This is a genomic window from Stenotrophomonas sp. YJH_SMC_27 (assembly GCF_059369815.1).
Map to the genome: position 1 here is coordinate 43,241 of NZ_JCAFTA010000007.1, position 15,488 is coordinate 58,728.

Here is a 15,488-nt window from a genome sequence, read left to right on the forward strand (position 1 = left end):
CCTAGACGGACGTACTTGCAGCGCCCCCCGCAACCGGACCCACCCCGCCATCCCTCGGAATGCGGCTTTTGTTTTCGCTTTTGCTTGCGCGGTGGCCTCTGCAGGTGCCGGGCGCAGCCCGGCCGAACACCCCAACAGGCAGCCGGCGCCCGGAACAGGTACCCTATGCCGCCATCAGATAGCCAACGTGACATGACCGACGCCCTCGTCGCTCCGCAGTGGGCCTCCCGCCTGCGCGACATCGCCGACTTCCCCAAGCCCGGCATCCTCTTCAAGGACATCATGCCGCTGCTCGCCCATGGCGAGGACTTCCGCGGTGCCATCACCGCGATGGCCGACCGTTGGCGCGACCAGAAGCTGGATGCCGTGGTGGGCATCGAATCGCGCGGCTTCATCCTCGGCGCCGCGATGGCGCTGGAACTGGGGGTGGGCTTCGTGCCGGTGCGCAAGCCGGGCAAGCTGCCGGGCCAGGTGCTGCGCGAGGAATACACGCTCGAATACCGCAGCGACTGCATCGAGGTGCATGCCGATGCACTGCCGGCCGGTGCCCGCGTAGCAATCATCGATGACGTGCTGGCCACCGGCGGTACGCTGGTCGCTGCCTTGTCGCTGGTGCGCCGCCTGGGTGTCGAGGTGGTGGGTGCCGGCGTGTTGGTCGAACTGGACGGACTCGGCGGCCGCGCGCGCTGGGAAGCGGACCTGCCGCTGCACACCGAACTGGTGTTCTGAGCGTGTCGCCGGGCGTGGCCCGGCGCTACACACGGCATGCCGGTAGCGCCGCGCCACGCCCGGCGACCACCCTGTTCCTTACATCATCCGCACGCGGAAACGACGGCCCTTGATCTTGCCGGCTTCCAGCTTGGCCACGGCCTTGTTGGCCTGCTCACGGGCGATCGCCACGTAGGAGCGGGTCGGGAAGATCGCAATCTTGCCGATGAACTTGGCTGACAGGCCGGCGTCGCCGGTCAATGCGCCGAGAATGTCACCCGGGCGCAGCTTGTCGGTCTTGCCGCCATCGATGCGCAGCGTGCGCATCGCTGCCTGCGGCAGCTCGGCCGGGCGCGCCGTCGCCAGCGGCGTCTTCTGCCAATCCAGCGGTTGCCCCATCTGTGCTTCGATGGCTTCGGCGCGGGTCTTCTCGCGGCCGGCCACCAGGCTGATCGCCAGGCCACTGGCACCGGCACGGCCGGTACGGCCCACGCGGTGCTGGTAGCTCTCCACGTCGGTCGGCAGCTCGTAGTTGATCACCGCGGCCAGCTCTTCCACATCCAGGCCGCGCGCGGCCACGTCGCTGGCGACCAGCACGTTGCAGCTGCGGTTGGCCAGCAGCAGCAGCACTTCCTCGCGGTCGCGCTGCTCCATGTCGCCGTGCAGGGCCAGTGCCGAGAAGCCGAACTGCTGCAGCGAGTTCGCCACTTCGTCCACGTCCTTGCGGGTGTTGCAGAACACCACCGCCGATTCCGGCGTGTACTTCAGCAGCAGGCCGGCCAGCGCCTTCTGCCGGTGCGCCGGTTCCACTTCGCAGAACATATGGCGGATGGCCGGGGCCTGGTCGGCGCCTTCCACGGTCACTTCCACCGCGTCGCGCAGCAGGTCACGCGCCATGGCGCGGATGCTGTCGGGGAAGGTGGCCGAGAACAGCAGGCTCTGGCGATCCTTGTGGGTGCGGCCGGCGATCTCGCGGATCGGTTCCTCGAAGCCCATGTCGAGCATGCGGTCGGCTTCGTCCAGCACCAGCGTGCGTACCGCACCCAGATTCAGCGCGCGCTTGCGTGCCAGCTCCTGCACGCGGCCGGGCGTGCCGACCACTACGTGCGGGTCGTGGCCTTCCAGCGACGCCAGCTGCGGGCCCAGCGGCACCCCACCGACCAGCAGCAGCAGCTTCAGGTTGGGGATGCCGGTAGCCAGCTTGCGGATCTGCTTGCCGACCTGGTCGGCCAGTTCGCGGGTCGGGCACAGCACCAGCGCCTGCACGCGGATCAGGCTGGGGTCGATGGCCTGCAGCAGGCCCAGGCCGAAGGCGGCGGTCTTGCCGCTGCCGGTTGGCGCCTGTGCGATCACATCGCGGCCATCGAGGATGGCCGGCAGGCTCTGCGCCTGCACGGGGGTGAGGGTGGTGTAGCCGAGGGCATCCAGGCCGGGCTGCAGGGCCGGGCTCAGCGGCAGGGTCGAGAAGTCAGTCATGGCGCATTGTACCTGCCTGCGCGGCCGGTCCCGCCTGATGGGGTGGGGTCGGCCTCCTTTCCGCAGGAAAGGGCTCTGACCCCCAACTGGGCCCGCCATTCACGCATGGCGTGGATCTACGGGTGGGTGCCGACGGCTGGTCGGCACGCTCCTGCTCAGCCCAGCACCGCCAGCACGCCCTGATGAATCGCCAGGCCACCGAAGAGCAGCCAGGCGAACAGGATCAGCGCCAGCAGCAGCGGCCTCAGGCCCGCCTGGCGCAGCGCCGAGACGTGGGTGGTCAGGCCCAGCGCGGCCATCGCCATCGCCAGCAGCACGGTATCCAGCTGCACCAGCCCGGCCTGCAGGCCGGCCGGCAGCAGGTGCAGCGAGTTGAACCCGGCCACCGCCACGAAACCGAACGCAAACCACGGCACCACGATGCGTGCCTTGCTGCCGTCGGCGCTGGCCTTGCCGCCACGCGCCAGCCACAGCGACAGGGCGACCAGGAACGGTGCCAGCAGCATCACCCTCACCATCTTGGTGATCACGGCAGTATCAGCCGCAGCTTCGTTGACCGCACGGCCGGCTGCCACCACCTGTGCCACTTCATGCACCGTCGCACCGGTGAACAGGCCGTACTGCCGCGCGTCCATCACCAGCCAGCCGTGCGATTGCACCAGCGCATACAGCGCCGGGTACAGGAACATCGCCAGCGTGCCGAACACCACCACCGTAGAGACCGCCACCGTGACCTGCGCCGCACGGCCACGCACTACCGGTTCGGCGGCCATCACTGCCGCTGCACCGCAGATTGCGCTGCCGGCGCCGATCAACATCGCCGCCTCGCGTTCCATCTTGAACACGCGCACGCCCAGCCAGCAGGCCAGGCCGAAGGTGCTGGCCACTACCAGCACGTCCATCAGCACGCCACTGACGCCGACGTGGCCGATGTCCTGGAAGGTCAGGCGCAGGCCGTACAGTACGATGCCGGCACGCAGCAGCCAGTGCTTGGAAAAGCCCACGCCCGCCGCGCTGCTCGGTGCCAGCCGCGGGTAGAAGGTGTTGCCGACCACGATGCCGGCCACGATGGCCACGGTCAGCGCGCTCAAGCCGTGTGCCTGCAGCCAGGGCAGCTCGGCCAGGTACAGCGACGCCGCCGCGATCAGGCCCACCAGCAAGAGGCCGGGCAGGCGCGGCTGCCAGCGCTGGCGCAGGGCAGGCAGGGACCAGGGGGAGAGAGCGGGGGCGTTCATGGCAACGGCAGGTCTGGAATGGCCAGGCAAGCGTGCGCCTGCATGGCTGACCTGTAAAACGAATAATATGGGTGAAATCTACCTATTAAGCGGGTAAATGACATGCGCTTGACCTTGCGCCAGCTTCAGGTCTTCGTCGCCATCGCCGATCACGGCAGCACCACCGCCGCTGGCCAAGCCATCGCGCTATCGCAGTCGGCCAGCAGTGCTGCGCTGCAGGAACTGGAGGCACACTTCGGTACCCCGTTGTTCGACCGCATCGGCCGCCGCTTGGCCCTGAACGGCCACGGCCGCGCGCTGCTGGAGCCGGCCCGCACGCTGCTGGTCAACGCCGCCGACCTGGAGCGGCAGCTGGCCGCCGGCGGCGATCCGGGGCAGGGCGCGCCGCTGCGGCTGGTGCTGGCCGCCAGTACCACCATCGGCAACTACCTGTTGCCGCCGCGCATCGCCGAGCTGCTGCGACAGGCGCCGCAGGCCGAGGTTGATCTGCGCATCGACAACAGTGCTGGCGTGGTCGCCGCCGTGCAGCGCCTGGACGTCGACGCCGGCTTGATCGAAGGCCCGTGCCACGAGCGTGGCCTCCAGGTCACGGCCTGGCAGCAGGACCCGCTGGTGATCGTCGCCGCCGCCGACGCCCCCGCACGCTGGTCGCTGGACGAACTGCGCCGTGCACGCTGGCTGTTGCGCGAGCCCGGCTCGGGTACCCGCGAAGCGGTGGAGCAGGCGTTGTTGCCGCACCTGCGCGGCTTCGCCCAGACCCTGCAGCTGGGCAATACCGAGGCGATCAAGCAGGCCGCCATCGCCGGCCTCGGCCTGGCCTGTCTTTCGCGTCACGCGCTGGAAGAGCCATTGGCCCTGGGCCGCCTGCGCGTGCTTGAAACCCCGCTGCCGGCCCTGCAGCGCACGCTGTGGCTGGTACGGCATCCCGGCAAGCAGTGGCTGCCGGGGTTGCAGGCGTTGCTGGGGGAGGTGGAGGGGTAGAAGCGCCGTTTGTAGAGTCGACCGTTGGTCGACTATCGCGCGCAGCGGGGGCTTTTCGCGGGTCTCAGGGAAGAGCAGTCGACTGAAAGTCGACTCTACCGAAGACATCGTCGGGGGACATCGCGCACAGGGCGGAATCGCAGGCCGGCACGCCGCCGAGATTCCGGCTGACCTCCCCAGCCCTTACACTATGGGGATGCCTCTGATTACTCTGCAGAACGTCGACTTCAGCGTCGGCGGCCCGTTGTTGCTGGAAAAAGCCGAACTGTCGATCGAGCCGGGCGAACGCATCGCCCTGATCGGCCGCAACGGCGCCGGCAAATCCACCCTGCTCAAGCTGCTGTCCGGCGACCACAAGCCCGATGACGGCGAAGTCCGCGTGCAGCAGGGCGTGCGCGTCACCCGCCTGGAGCAGGAAGTGCCGCACGGCGCCGCCGGCTCGGTGTTCGACGTCGTCGCCGATGGCCTCGGCGAGCTGGGCCAGTGGCTGGCCGAATTCCACCACCTCAGCCATGCCGAAGTCTTCGATGGCGAAGCCCTCGGCAACGTGCAGGCCAAGATCGATGCCGCCAACGGCTGGGGCCTGGACCAGCGCGTCAGCGAAACTCTGACCAAGCTCGACCTGGATGGCGAGGCCGAGTTCGGCCGCCTGTCCGGCGGCATGAAGCGCCGCGTGCTGCTCGCCCGCGCGCTGGTGTCCAGCCCCGATGTGCTGCTGCTGGACGAACCGACCAACCACCTGGACATCGAGGCCATCGACTGGCTCGAAGCGTTCCTGAAGGGCTGGAGCGGCAGCGTGGTGTTTGTCACCCATGACCGTCGATTCCTGCGTGCCCTGGCCACCCGCATCGTCGAGATCGACCGCGGCCAGGTCACCAGCTGGCCAGGCGACTGGGCCAACTACGAGCGCCGCCGCGAGGAACGCCTCAACGCGCAGGCGCAGGAAAACGCCCGCTTCGACAAGCTGCTGGCGCAGGAAGAAGTCTGGATCCGGCAGGGCATCAAGGCCCGTCGCACCCGCGACGAAGGCCGCGTGCGCCGCCTGAAGGCGATGCGCGTGGAGCGTTCGCAGCGCCGTGATCTCAGCGGCAACGTCAAGATGGAAGCCGCGCAGGGCATCAGCTCCGGCAAGAAGGTCATCGACGTCAAGGACATTTCGTTCGCCTTCGGCGAGCGCACCATGGTCCGCGATTTCACCACGACCATTCTGCGCGGCGACCGCATCGGCCTGATCGGCCCCAACGGCAGCGGCAAGACCACGCTGTTGAAGCTCCTGCTGGGCGAGCTGCAGCCGGCCAAGGGCGAAGTCAACGCCGGCACCAACCTGCAGATCGCGTATTTCGACCAGTACCGCGCGGTGCTCCGCGAAGACTGGAGCGCGATCGAGAACGTCGCCGAAGGCCGCGATTTCCTCGAGTTCAACGGCAAGCGCAAGCACGTGCATGCCTACCTGCAGGACTTCATGTTCACCCCGGAACGTGCGCGTGCGCCGATTACCCGCCTGTCCGGTGGCGAGCGCAACCGCCTGCTGCTGGCCAAGCTGTTCGCGCAGCCGTCCAACCTGCTGGTGATGGACGAACCGACCAACGACCTGGACGTGGAAACCCTGGAGCTGCTGGAAGAGCTGCTGGGCGAATACACCGGCACCCTGCTGCTGGTCAGCCACGACCGTGACTTCATCGACAACGTGGTCACCTCCACGCTGGTGATGGAGGGCGATGGCGTGATCGGCGAGTACGTGGGCGGTTACAGCGACTGGCAGCGTTATGCGGCCAGCATCGCAGCGCCTGCCGCGGCCCCTGCGGCCAAGCCGGCGGCCGCTGCGCCGGCCACCCCGGCTACCGCAGCTCCGGCCGCACCCAAGCGCAAGCTGGCCTACAAGGAAGCGCGCGAACTGGAGCAGCTGCCGAAGACCATCGAGAAGCTGGAAGGCGATGTCGAAGGCCTGACCTCGGCGATGAACGACCCGTCGTTCTACACCCGCAGCAGTGCTGAAGTGACGGCGCACACCCAGCAGCTGGCCAAGGTGCAGGCCGAGCTGGATGCCGCGTACGCGCGCTGGGAAGAGCTGGAAGGCTGAGCGTTGACCGGCGCCAGCGATCGCGCCGATTGATGTAGAGCCGAGCCCACGCTCGGCTCAGCAGATCCACGCCATGCGTGGATATCCGGAATCTGTGCGGACCAACGGTCCGCACCTACCAACCGACGGTCCGCACCGACCGGGGGGCCGGCCGTCATTTGACCCCGTGCAGATCCCGCAGCTGGCTCGGCCGGCTGCCGAAATACGCCGCCAGATCGGCGATGTCCTGATCGCTGAGGTCCTTCGCCTGCGGCGTCATCAGCGCATGCTGGCGTTCACCGGCGCGGTAGGCCTGCAGTGCATGCGCCAGGTAGTCGCCGTACTGCCCACCCAGCTTCGGGTAGGTTGGATCGATCGGCGCATTGCCATCGGCCCCGTGGCAGTCGATGCAGCTCTGGTTGGTGGCCTTGCCCTTCACCTTGGCGCGGGCTTCACCGGCGGCCTCGCGGCCTGCGGGCAGGCCGGCCGAAGACGAAGAGCCGTGTTCGCCGCTGGCGTGGCCCGGGTCGGCGGCGGATTTCTCGCTGTTTTCCACCTGCGACTGCGAACAGGCGGCCAGCAGCAGGGCAACGGACAGGGCGATGGCATGACGCATCGGATGCGCGGCTTTCGACATGGGCGGGCCTTACTTGACGGTGGACAGGTAAACAGAGAGATCAGCGATCTCCTGTTCGCTGAAGCTCATCGACTGCGCCTGCATCGTTGGATGCCGGCGCTTGCCCTGGCGGTACTCGGCCAGGGCCTGGGCCAGGTACTGCTGGGTCTGGCCGCCGATCTTCGGCACCCGGTAGCTGGGGTAAGCGTTCTTGTAGCCGGTGATGCCGTGGCAGCCCTGGCAGGTGTAGGCCAGCACGCGGCCATTGTCGAAGTTGCCGGTGGGCGCGGCAGGAGCCGGGGCCGGAGCGGGTGTGGCAGGAGCAGGAGCGGGCTGTGCGGCGGCCCCAAGGGGCAGGAGGACGGCCAGAGCGAGACAAGCGGCGAGCGGCTGCGGGCGCATGGTGTCGTTTCCGGGGATTCGGGTCTGGTCGTTCCGGCGTGGGGTACGGAACGACCCGAGTATAGCCTCAGGTTTCATCTAGCTGAAATGGGGTCGGGCCGACCAGCGGCGTGAAGACACCATGACCTTTGGGATATGGTGTTGCCGTGAAGTGGTGCATTACTTTGCTACCACACCTGTCCACGCATCCTCCAGGGACCTGACGATGTCGCACCCAACCTTCCTGTCTGGCCGTCGCAGCGGAATCTGCGCTGCCGCACTGCTGATCTCCACCTCCCTGCTGCTGGGCGGTTGCGCCGCAGGGCCCAATTCCGAAGCCAAGGCCGCCGACACCAAGGAGGAGAAGAAGGTCGATGCGGTCCCGGTCGAAGTGGCCGTGGCCAGCCATCGCGCGGTCGCGGCCAGTTACACAGGCACCGCCGCGCTGGAACCACGCGCCGAGTCGCAGGTGGTGGCCAAGACCTCCGGTGTGGCGCTGGCGGTGCTGGTCGAGGAAGGCCAGCGGGTCACCGCCGGCCAGCCGCTGGTGCGCCTGGACCCGGACCGCGCACGCTTGGCCGTAGCCCAGAGCGAAGCGCAGATGCGCAAGCTGGAGAACAACTACCAGCGTGCACAGAAACTGGTTGGTCAGCAGATGGTCAGTGCGGCCGATGTCGACCAGCTGCGTTTCGACCTGGAGAACGTCCGCGCGCAGTACCGCCTGGCCACGCTGGAACTGTCCTATACCACGGTGGTGGCGCCGATCTCCGGCGTGATCGCCTCGCGCTCGATCAAGACCGGCAACTTCGTCCAGATCAACACGCCGATCTTCCGCATCGTCGACAACTCGCGCCTGGAAGCCACCCTCAACGTGCCCGAGCGCGAGCTGGCCACGTTGCGCGCCGGTCAGCCGGTAACCCTGGCCGCCGACGCGTTGCCGGGCCAGAGCTTCACCGGCACCGTCGACCGCATCGCGCCGGTGGTGGATTCGGGCAGCGGCACGTTTCGCGTGGTCAGTGCCTTCGATGGCGCCGCGCACGCGCTGCAGCCCGGCATGTTCGGGCGCATCCGCATCGATTACGACCAGCGTGCCGATGCGCTCGTGGTGCCGCGCCTGGCGCTGCTCGACGACGGTGAGCCGGCGGTGTTCCGGGTGCGCGAAGGCAAGGTCGCACGCGTTCCGGTCAAGCTGGGTTACGCCGAGGGCCCGTGGGTGGAGATCCGTGATGGCCTGGCGGCCGGTGATCAGGTGGTCACCGCCGGCAAGGTCGCGCTGCGCGACGGCACCGCAGTGCAGGTGATCGCCGATCCGAAGGCAAAGGCGAAGACGGTCGCAGCGGCCGCCAAGCCGGCAGACAAGGCCGGGAGCAAGCAATGACCGCCCCGGGCCACGACCACGGTGCCTCGCCGGCGAGCGACGGCGCCGCCGCCGGCATGCGCGGCGGCCTGGTGGAATTCGCCACCCGCCGCCGCGTGACCATCGCCATGTGCACGGTCACCCTGCTGCTGTTCGGGCTGATCGCGCTGGGCAACCTCAAGGTCAACCTGCTGCCCGACCTGAGCTACCCGACGCTGACCGTGCGCACCGAGTACACCGGTGCGGCGCCGACTGAAATCGAAACCCTGATCACCCAGCCGGTCGAAGAAGCGGTGGGCGTGGTCAAGAACCTGCGCAAGCTGAAGTCGGTCTCGCGCACCGGCCAGAGCGATGTGGTGCTGGAGTTCGCCTGGGGCACCAACATGGACCAGGCCAGCCTGGAGGTGCGCGACAAGATGGAAGCGCTGAACCTGCCGCTGGAGGCCAAGGCCCCGGTACTGCTGCGGTTCAATCCATCCACCGAGCCGATCATGCGTCTGGTGCTGTCGAGCAAGGACGCGCCAGCCACCGATGCCGATGCGATCCGCGAGCTGACCGGCCTGCGCCGCTATGCCGATGAAGACCTGAAGAAGAAGCTGGAGCCGGTCACCGGCGTGGCAGCGGTCAAGGTCGGTGGCGGCCTCGAGGACGAGATCCAGGTCGACATCGACCAGCAGAAGCTGGCCCAGCTGAACCTGCCGATCGACACCGTCATCAAGCGCCTGAAGGACGAGAACATCAACATCTCCGGTGGCCGCCTGGAGGAGGGCTCGCAGCGCTTCCTGGTGCGTACCGTCAACCAGTTCGCCGACCTGGAGGAAATCCGCAACCTGCTGGTCACCACCCAGGGCTCGAACGGCAGCGCGGCCGACTCGGCGTTGCAGCAGATGTTCAACATCGCCGCGTCGACCGGGTCGGCGGCCGCCATCGCGGCGGCCTCGGCGGCACAGAGCGCATCGTCCGGTAGTGGCTCCAGCGTGGTCGCCAACGGCGTGCCGGTGCGCCTGAAGGACGTGGCCACCGTGCGCCAGGGCTACAAGGAGCGTGAAGCGGTGATCCGCTTGGGCGGCAAGGAATCGGTGGAACTGGCGATCTACAAGGAAGGCGACGCCAATACCGTGTCCACCGCCGAAGCGCTGCGCAAGCGCCTGGAGCAGATCAAGGGCACGTTCCCGTCCGATGTCGAGATGACCACCATCGAGGACCAGTCGCGCTTCATCGAGCACGCCATCGCCGACGTCAAGAAGGATGCGGTGATCGGTGGCCTGCTGGCGATCCTGATCATCTTCCTGTTCCTGCGCGATGGCTGGAGCACCTTCGTGATCAGCCTGTCGTTGCCGGTCTCGATCATCGCCACGTTCTTCTTCATGGGCCAGCTCGGCCTCAGCTTGAACGTGATGTCGCTGGGCGGCCTGGCGCTGGCCACCGGCCTGGTGGTGGACGACTCGATCGTGGTGCTGGAGAGCATTGCCAAGGCGCGTGAGCGTGGCCTGGGTATCCTGCAGGCGGCCATCGTCGGTACCCGCGAAGTGAGCATGGCCGTGGTCGCCTCGACCCTGACCACCATCGCGGTGTTCCTGCCGCTGGTGTTCGTCGATGGCATCGCCGGCCAGCTGTTCCGCGACCAGGCAATGACCGTGGCGATCGCCATTGCGATCTCGCTGCTGGTGTCGATGACCCTGATCCCGATGCTGAGCTCGCTGAAGGGACGGCCGCCGCTGGCGTTCCCGGAAGAGGCACCGAACGAACCGTGGCAGCCGCAGAACCGTTGGCAGAAGCCGGTGGCGCTGGGGCGCCGTGGTGCCGTGGCGACCGCGCGCTGGAGCTTCTATGCACTGGCCTGGCTGGTCGTGCGGGCGTGGCGTGGCGTGGTGGCGGTGGTTGGCCCGGTGATGCGCAAGGCCAGCGATCTGGCGATGAAGCCCTATGCCGGTGCCGAGCGCGGCTACCTGCGCCTGCTGCCGAGCGCGCTGGCGCATCCCGGCAAGGTGCTGGGCGTGGCCACGATCATCTTCGTGGCGACCATGGCACTGGTGCCGATGCTCGGTGCCGACCTGATCCCGCAGCTGGCGCAGGACCGTTTCGAAATGACGGTGAAGCTGCCGGCCGGTACGCCGCTGAAGCAGACCGATGCGCTGGTGCGCGAGCTGCAGCTGGCCCACGGCAACGGCGAGGGCGTGGCCTCGCTGTATGGCGTCAGCGGCAGCGGCACCCGCCTGGATGCCAGCCCAACCGAGAGCGGCGAGAACATCGGCAAGCTGACCGTGGTGATGGAAGGCGGCGGCGACGCGCGTACCGAGGCGGAGATCACCGAGCGCCTGCGTGACACCATGGGCCAGCATCCGGGTGCACAGGTCGACTTCGCGCGCCCGGCGTTGTTCAGCTTCTCCACGCCGCTGGAAATCGAGCTGCGTGGGCAGGACATGGCGACGCTGGAAGTGGCCGGCCAGCGCCTGGCGGCAATGCTGCGCGGCAACGCGCACTACGCCGACGTGAAGTCCACGGTTGAAGAGGGCTTCCCGGAAATCCAGATCCGCTTCGACCAGGAACGTGCCGGTGCGCTGGGCCTGACCACCCGCCAGATCGCCGACGTGGTGGTGAAGAAGGTGCGCGGCGACGTGGCGACCCGCTACAGCTTCCGCGACCGCAAGATCGACGTGCTGGTGCGTGCCCAGGAAGGCGACCGTGCCAGCGTGGAGAGCATCCGCCGGCTGATCGTCAATCCGGGCAGTACCCGTCCGGTGACGCTGGACGCGGTGGCCGACGTGGTCGCCACCACTGGTCCCAGCGAGATCCATCGCGCTGACCAGACCCGGGTGGCCGTCGTGTCGGCCAACCTGCGCGATATCGATCTGGGCGCGGCCATGCGCGAAGTGCAGCAGATGGTGGCCGAGCAGCCGCTGGGCGCGGGTGTCGGCCTGCACATCGGTGGCCAGGGTGAGGAGCTGGCGCAGGCGGCGAAGTCGCTGATCTTCGCCTTCGGCCTGGCCATCTTCCTGGTCTACCTGGTGATGGCCTCGCAGTTCGAGTCGCTGCTGCATCCGTTCGTGATCCTGTTCACCATTCCGCTGGCGCTGGTCGGTGCCATCCTGGCGCTGGCACTGACCGGCAAGCCCATCTCGGTGGTGGTGTTCATCGGCCTGATCCTGCTGGTAGGCCTGGTCACCAAGAACGCGATCATCCTGATCGACAAGGTCAACCAGCTGCGCGAGGCCGGCGTGGCCAAGCACGAGGCCCTGGTGGAAGGGGCACGCTCGCGCCTGCGGCCGATCATCATGACCACCCTGTGCACGCTGTTCGGCTTCCTGCCGCTGGCGGTGGCGATGGGCGAGGGTGCCGAAGTGCGCGCGCCGATGGCGATCACCGTGATCGGTGGCCTGCTGGTGTCGACCCTGCTCACCCTGCTGGTGATCCCGGTGGTATACGACCTGATGGATCGGCGCGGTGATGCCTACTACCGCGAGCGTGGCCGCAAGCACGTCGGCGAGATCGAGCCGGGTGCAGCAGGCAGCGCGGCGGGTGCGGAGGAACCGGCATGAGTGTTGCCGAGTTCTCCATCCGCCGTCCGGTCACCACCATCATGTGTTTCGTGTCACTGGTGGTGATTGGCCTGATCGCCTCGTTCCGGCTGCCGCTGGAAGCGCTGCCGGACATCTCCGCGCCGTTCCTGTTCGTGCAGATTCCGTACACCGGTTCAACCCCGGAGGAAGTGGAGCGGACCATCATCCGCCCGGTGGAGGAATCGCTGGCGACGATGACCGGCATCAAGCGGATGCGCTCGTCGGCGACCTCCGAGGCGGCGCTGATCTTCATCGAGTTCAGCGACTGGGACCGGGACATCGCCATCGCCGCGTCCGATGCACGCGAGCGCATCGATGCGATCCGCAGCGACCTGCCCGATGACCTGCAGCGCTACAACGTGTTCAAGTGGTCCAGCAGCGACCAGCCGGTGCTGAAGGTGCGCCTGGCCAGCACCACCGACCTGACCACCGCTTACGACATGCTCGACCGCGAGTTCAAGCGGCGCATCGAGCGCATCCCCGGCGTGGCCCGCGTCGACATCACCGGCGCGCCGCCGAACGAGGTGGAGATCGCCATCGATCCGAACCGGCTCAACGCGCATGGGTTGAGCATCAACGAGCTGAGCGAGCGCCTGCGCACGCTGAACTTCTCGATCTCGGCCGGCCAGATCGACGACAACGGCCAGCGCGTGCGCGTGCAGCCGGTGGGCGAGATCACCGACCTGCAGGAAATGCGCGACCTGGTGATCAACGCCAAGGGCCTGCGCCTGGGCGACATCGCCGACGTGCGCCTGAAGCCGGCGCGGATGAACTACGGGCGCCGCCTGGACGGCAACCCGGCCGTCGGCCTGGACATCTTCAAGGAGCGCAGCGCCAACCTGGTGGAGGTGTCGCGCGCGGCGCTGGCTGAAGTCGAGTCGATCCGTGCCGAAGCATCGATGCGCGACGTGCAGATCAAGGTGATCGACAACCAGGGCAGGGCGGTGACCTCCTCGCTGCTGGAACTGGCCGAGGCCGGTGCGGTCGGCCTGATCCTGTCGATCACGGTGCTGTTCTTCTTCCTGCGCCATTGGCCGTCCACGCTGATGGTGACCCTGGCCATTCCGATCTGCTTCACCATCACCCTGGGTTTCATGTACTTCGTCGGGGTGACGCTGAACATCCTGACCATGATGGGCCTGCTGTTGGCGGTGGGCATGCTGGTCGACAACGCCGTGGTGGTGGTGGAGAGCATCTACCAGGAGCGCGAGCGCATGCCGGGACAGCCGCGCCTGGCCTCGATCATCGGCACCCGCAACGTGGCCATCGCGCTCAGCGCTGGCACCTTGTGCCACTGCATCGTGTTCGTGCCGAACCTGTTCGGCGAGACCAACAACATCAGCATCTTCATGGCGCAGATCGCGATCACCATCTCGGTCTCGCTGCTGGCCTCGTGGCTGGTCGCGGTCAGCCTGATCCCGATGCTGTCCGCGCGCATGGCCACGCCCAAGCTGGTGCACTCGCAGACCGGCCTGATCGCGCGGCTGCAGCGCCGCTACGCCAGGCTGCTGGACTGGTCGCTGCACCATCGCGGCTGGAGCCTGCTCGGCATCGTGCTGGTGGTGCTGGTCAGCCTGGTGCCGATGAAGCTGACCAAGGTCGACATGTTCGGCGGTGATGGCGGCAAGGACATCTTCATCGGCTACATGTGGAAGGGCGCCTATACCTATCGGCAGATGTCCGAGGAGGTGGCGCGCGTGGAGAACTGGATCGACGCCAACCGCGAGCGCCTGCACGTCAAGCAGGTGTACTCCTGGTACAGCGAGCAGGAAGGCAGCTCGACGGTGGTCACCCTGGACGAGAAGTACGCCAAGGACATCAAGGCGCTGCAGGAAGAGCTGCGCAAGGGCCTGCCGAAGTCGGCCCGCACCGACTACTTCGTCGGCAACCAGGGCGGTGATGGCGGCGGTGGCGGCAACCAGGGCGTGCAGGTGCAGCTGGTGGGCGACTCCAGTTCGATGCTGCAGGAGATCGGCCAGGAAGTGGTGCCGCTGCTGGCCCAGCGTGCCGAGCTGCGCGACGTGCGCATCGACAACGGCGAGAAGGGCGGCGAGCTGAAGGTGCGCGTCGACCGCGAGCGTGCCGCCGCATTCGGCTTCAATGCCGAGCAGGTCGCCAGCTTCGTCGGCCTGGCCCTGCGCGGTGCGCCGATGCGCGAGTTCCGCCGCGGCGACAATGAAGTACCGGTATGGGTGCGTTTCGCTGGCGCCGAGCAGAGCAGCCCGGAAGACCTGGCCGGTTTCAGCGTGCGCACCGGCGACGGTCGCAGCGTGCCGCTGCTGAGCCTGGTCACCGTTGACGTCGGCTCTTCGGCCACCCAGATCGGTCGCACCAACCGCCAGACCACGCTGACCATCAAGGCCAACCTGGCCGAGAAGGTCACCGCACCGGATGGCCGCAAGGCGATGGAATCGGTGCTCAAGCCGATGAACTTCCCGGCCGGCTATGGCTTCACCTTCGATGGCGGCGACTACGGCAACGACGACGAAGCGATGCAGCAGATGGTGTTCAACCTGCTGATCGCGCTGGTGATGATCTACGTGGTGATGGCGGCGGTGTTCGAGTCGCTGCTTTTCCCGGCGGCGATCATGAGTGGCGTGCTGTTCTCGATCTTCGGTGTGTTCTGGCTGTTCTGGATCACCGGTACCTCGTTCGGGATCATGTCCTTCATCGGCATCCTGGTGCTGATGGGCGTGGTGGTGAACAACGGCATCGTGATGATCGAGCACATCAACAACCTGCGGCGCGGCGGCATGGGACGCACGCAGGCGCTGGTTGAGGGCTCACGCGAGCGATTGCGCCCGATCATGATGACGATGGGCACGGCGATCCTGGCGATGGTGCCGATCTCGCTGACCAACACGCAGATGTTCGGCAATGGTCCGGAGTACGCGCCGATGGCGCGCGCGATTGCCGGCGGCCTGGCGTTCTCGACCGTAGTCAGCCTCCTGTTCCTGCCGACCATCTATGCAGTGCTGGATGACCTGCGCAGTGCGGTGACGCGGCTGATCCGCCGCGCGCGAGGTGTGGAGAGGGTAGAGCCGGGCGCTGCCCGGCTGTAATGCGCGACAACGTGTTGTGGTGTGGGGGAGGCCGGTCGTAGTGGGGCGGCCTC

General features: G+C 67.5%; 10 protein-coding genes. 6 read left to right on the plus strand and 4 right to left on the minus strand.

Going from position 1 to position 15,488, the window contains the following annotated elements:
* Positions 1–192 precede the first annotated feature (192 nt).
* The gene (locus tag AC5P7R_RS11800; protein ID WP_111202596.1) at positions 193–729 is read left to right on the plus strand and encodes an adenine phosphoribosyltransferase; all 537 of its coding nucleotides are present in this window, start codon (positions 193–195) and stop codon (positions 727–729) included.
* 78 nt (positions 730–807) lie between these two features.
* Here AC5P7R_RS11800 and dbpA read toward each other — a convergent pair whose 3' ends face one another.
* Positions 808–2,184 (minus strand): ATP-dependent RNA helicase DbpA, encoded by a 1,377-nt coding sequence (gene dbpA, locus AC5P7R_RS11805; protein ID WP_180832320.1) that lies wholly within the window; start codon positions 2,182–2,184, stop codon positions 808–810.
* A 155-nt stretch (positions 2,185–2,339) separates the two neighbouring features.
* Entirely contained in the window at positions 2,340–3,419 is a 1,080-nt protein-coding gene (locus AC5P7R_RS11810; RefSeq protein WP_171952116.1) for a YeiH family protein, read from the minus strand.
* A gap of 102 nt (positions 3,420–3,521) precedes the next feature.
* Here AC5P7R_RS11810 and AC5P7R_RS11815 point away from each other — a divergent pair, with 102 nt between their 5' ends.
* Together AC5P7R_RS11815 and AC5P7R_RS11820 are read left to right on the plus strand one after the other, a co-directional pair.
* Positions 3,522–4,400: a LysR family transcriptional regulator gene (locus AC5P7R_RS11815; RefSeq protein ID WP_227852179.1), complete on the plus strand. Its 879-nt coding sequence runs from the start codon at positions 3,522–3,524 to the stop codon at positions 4,398–4,400.
* 196 nt (positions 4,401–4,596) lie between these two features.
* Positions 4,597–6,480, plus strand: a complete 1,884-nt coding sequence (locus AC5P7R_RS11820; protein WP_019661288.1) for an ATP-binding cassette domain-containing protein — start codon at positions 4,597–4,599, stop codon at positions 6,478–6,480.
* Positions 6,481–6,634: 154 nt separating this feature from the next.
* Here AC5P7R_RS11820 and AC5P7R_RS11825 read toward each other — a convergent pair whose 3' ends face one another.
* Positions 6,635–7,096, minus strand: coding sequence for a c-type cytochrome (locus AC5P7R_RS11825; RefSeq protein WP_227854295.1), 462 nt, complete (start codon positions 7,094–7,096; stop codon positions 6,635–6,637).
* Between the two features lie 9 nt (positions 7,097–7,105).
* Positions 7,106–7,477: a c-type cytochrome gene (locus tag AC5P7R_RS11830; protein ID WP_021204158.1), complete on the minus strand. Its 372-nt coding sequence runs from the start codon at positions 7,475–7,477 to the stop codon at positions 7,106–7,108.
* A 205-nt stretch (positions 7,478–7,682) separates the two neighbouring features.
* Here AC5P7R_RS11830 and AC5P7R_RS11835 point away from each other — a divergent pair, with 205 nt between their 5' ends.
* Genes AC5P7R_RS11835 through AC5P7R_RS11845 form a run of 3 tightly spaced genes read left to right on the plus strand, consistent with a single transcriptional unit; the run spans position 7,683 to position 15,435 of the window.
* A complete protein-coding gene (locus AC5P7R_RS11835; protein ID WP_227854296.1) occupies positions 7,683–8,834 on the plus strand; it encodes an efflux RND transporter periplasmic adaptor subunit in 1,152 nt (383 codons plus the stop codon).
* On the plus strand, positions 8,831–12,352 hold the full coding sequence (locus tag AC5P7R_RS11840) for an efflux RND transporter permease subunit (protein ID WP_494540158.1): 3,522 nt from the start codon (positions 8,831–8,833) through the stop codon (positions 12,350–12,352). Before AC5P7R_RS11835 ends, AC5P7R_RS11840 begins: the two co-directional genes overlap by 4 nt.
* Entirely contained in the window at positions 12,349–15,435 is a 3,087-nt protein-coding gene (locus tag AC5P7R_RS11845) for an efflux RND transporter permease subunit (protein ID WP_134730487.1), read from the plus strand. Before AC5P7R_RS11840 ends, AC5P7R_RS11845 begins: the two co-directional genes overlap by 4 nt.
* The last annotated feature ends 53 nt before the right edge of the window (positions 15,436–15,488 follow it).

Excerpts from the sequence above, each read along its gene's own strand:
- AC5P7R_RS11845 (WP_134730487.1), top strand. The coding sequence starts at position 12,349 with ATGAGTGTTGCCGAGTTCTCCATCCGCCGTCCGGTCACCACCATCATG.
- AC5P7R_RS11820 (WP_019661288.1), top strand. The coding sequence starts at position 4,597 with ATGCCTCTGATTACTCTGCAGAACGTCGACTTCAGCGTCGGCGGCCCG.
- AC5P7R_RS11810 (WP_171952116.1), bottom strand. The coding sequence starts at position 3,419 with ATGAACGCCCCCGCTCTCTCCCCCTGGTCCCTGCCTGCCCTGCGCCAG.
- AC5P7R_RS11825 (WP_227854295.1), bottom strand. The coding sequence starts at position 7,096 with ATGTCGAAAGCCGCGCATCCGATGCGTCATGCCATCGCCCTGTCCGTT.
- AC5P7R_RS11840 (WP_494540158.1), top strand. The coding sequence starts at position 8,831 with ATGACCGCCCCGGGCCACGACCACGGTGCCTCGCCGGCGAGCGACGGC.
- AC5P7R_RS11835 (WP_227854296.1), top strand. The coding sequence starts at position 7,683 with ATGTCGCACCCAACCTTCCTGTCTGGCCGTCGCAGCGGAATCTGCGCT.
- dbpA (WP_180832320.1), bottom strand. The coding sequence starts at position 2,184 with ATGACTGACTTCTCGACCCTGCCGCTGAGCCCGGCCCTGCAGCCCGGC.
- AC5P7R_RS11830 (WP_021204158.1), bottom strand. The coding sequence starts at position 7,477 with ATGCGCCCGCAGCCGCTCGCCGCTTGTCTCGCTCTGGCCGTCCTCCTG.
- AC5P7R_RS11815 (WP_227852179.1), top strand. The coding sequence starts at position 3,522 with ATGCGCTTGACCTTGCGCCAGCTTCAGGTCTTCGTCGCCATCGCCGAT.
- AC5P7R_RS11800 (WP_111202596.1), top strand. The coding sequence starts at position 193 with ATGACCGACGCCCTCGTCGCTCCGCAGTGGGCCTCCCGCCTGCGCGAC.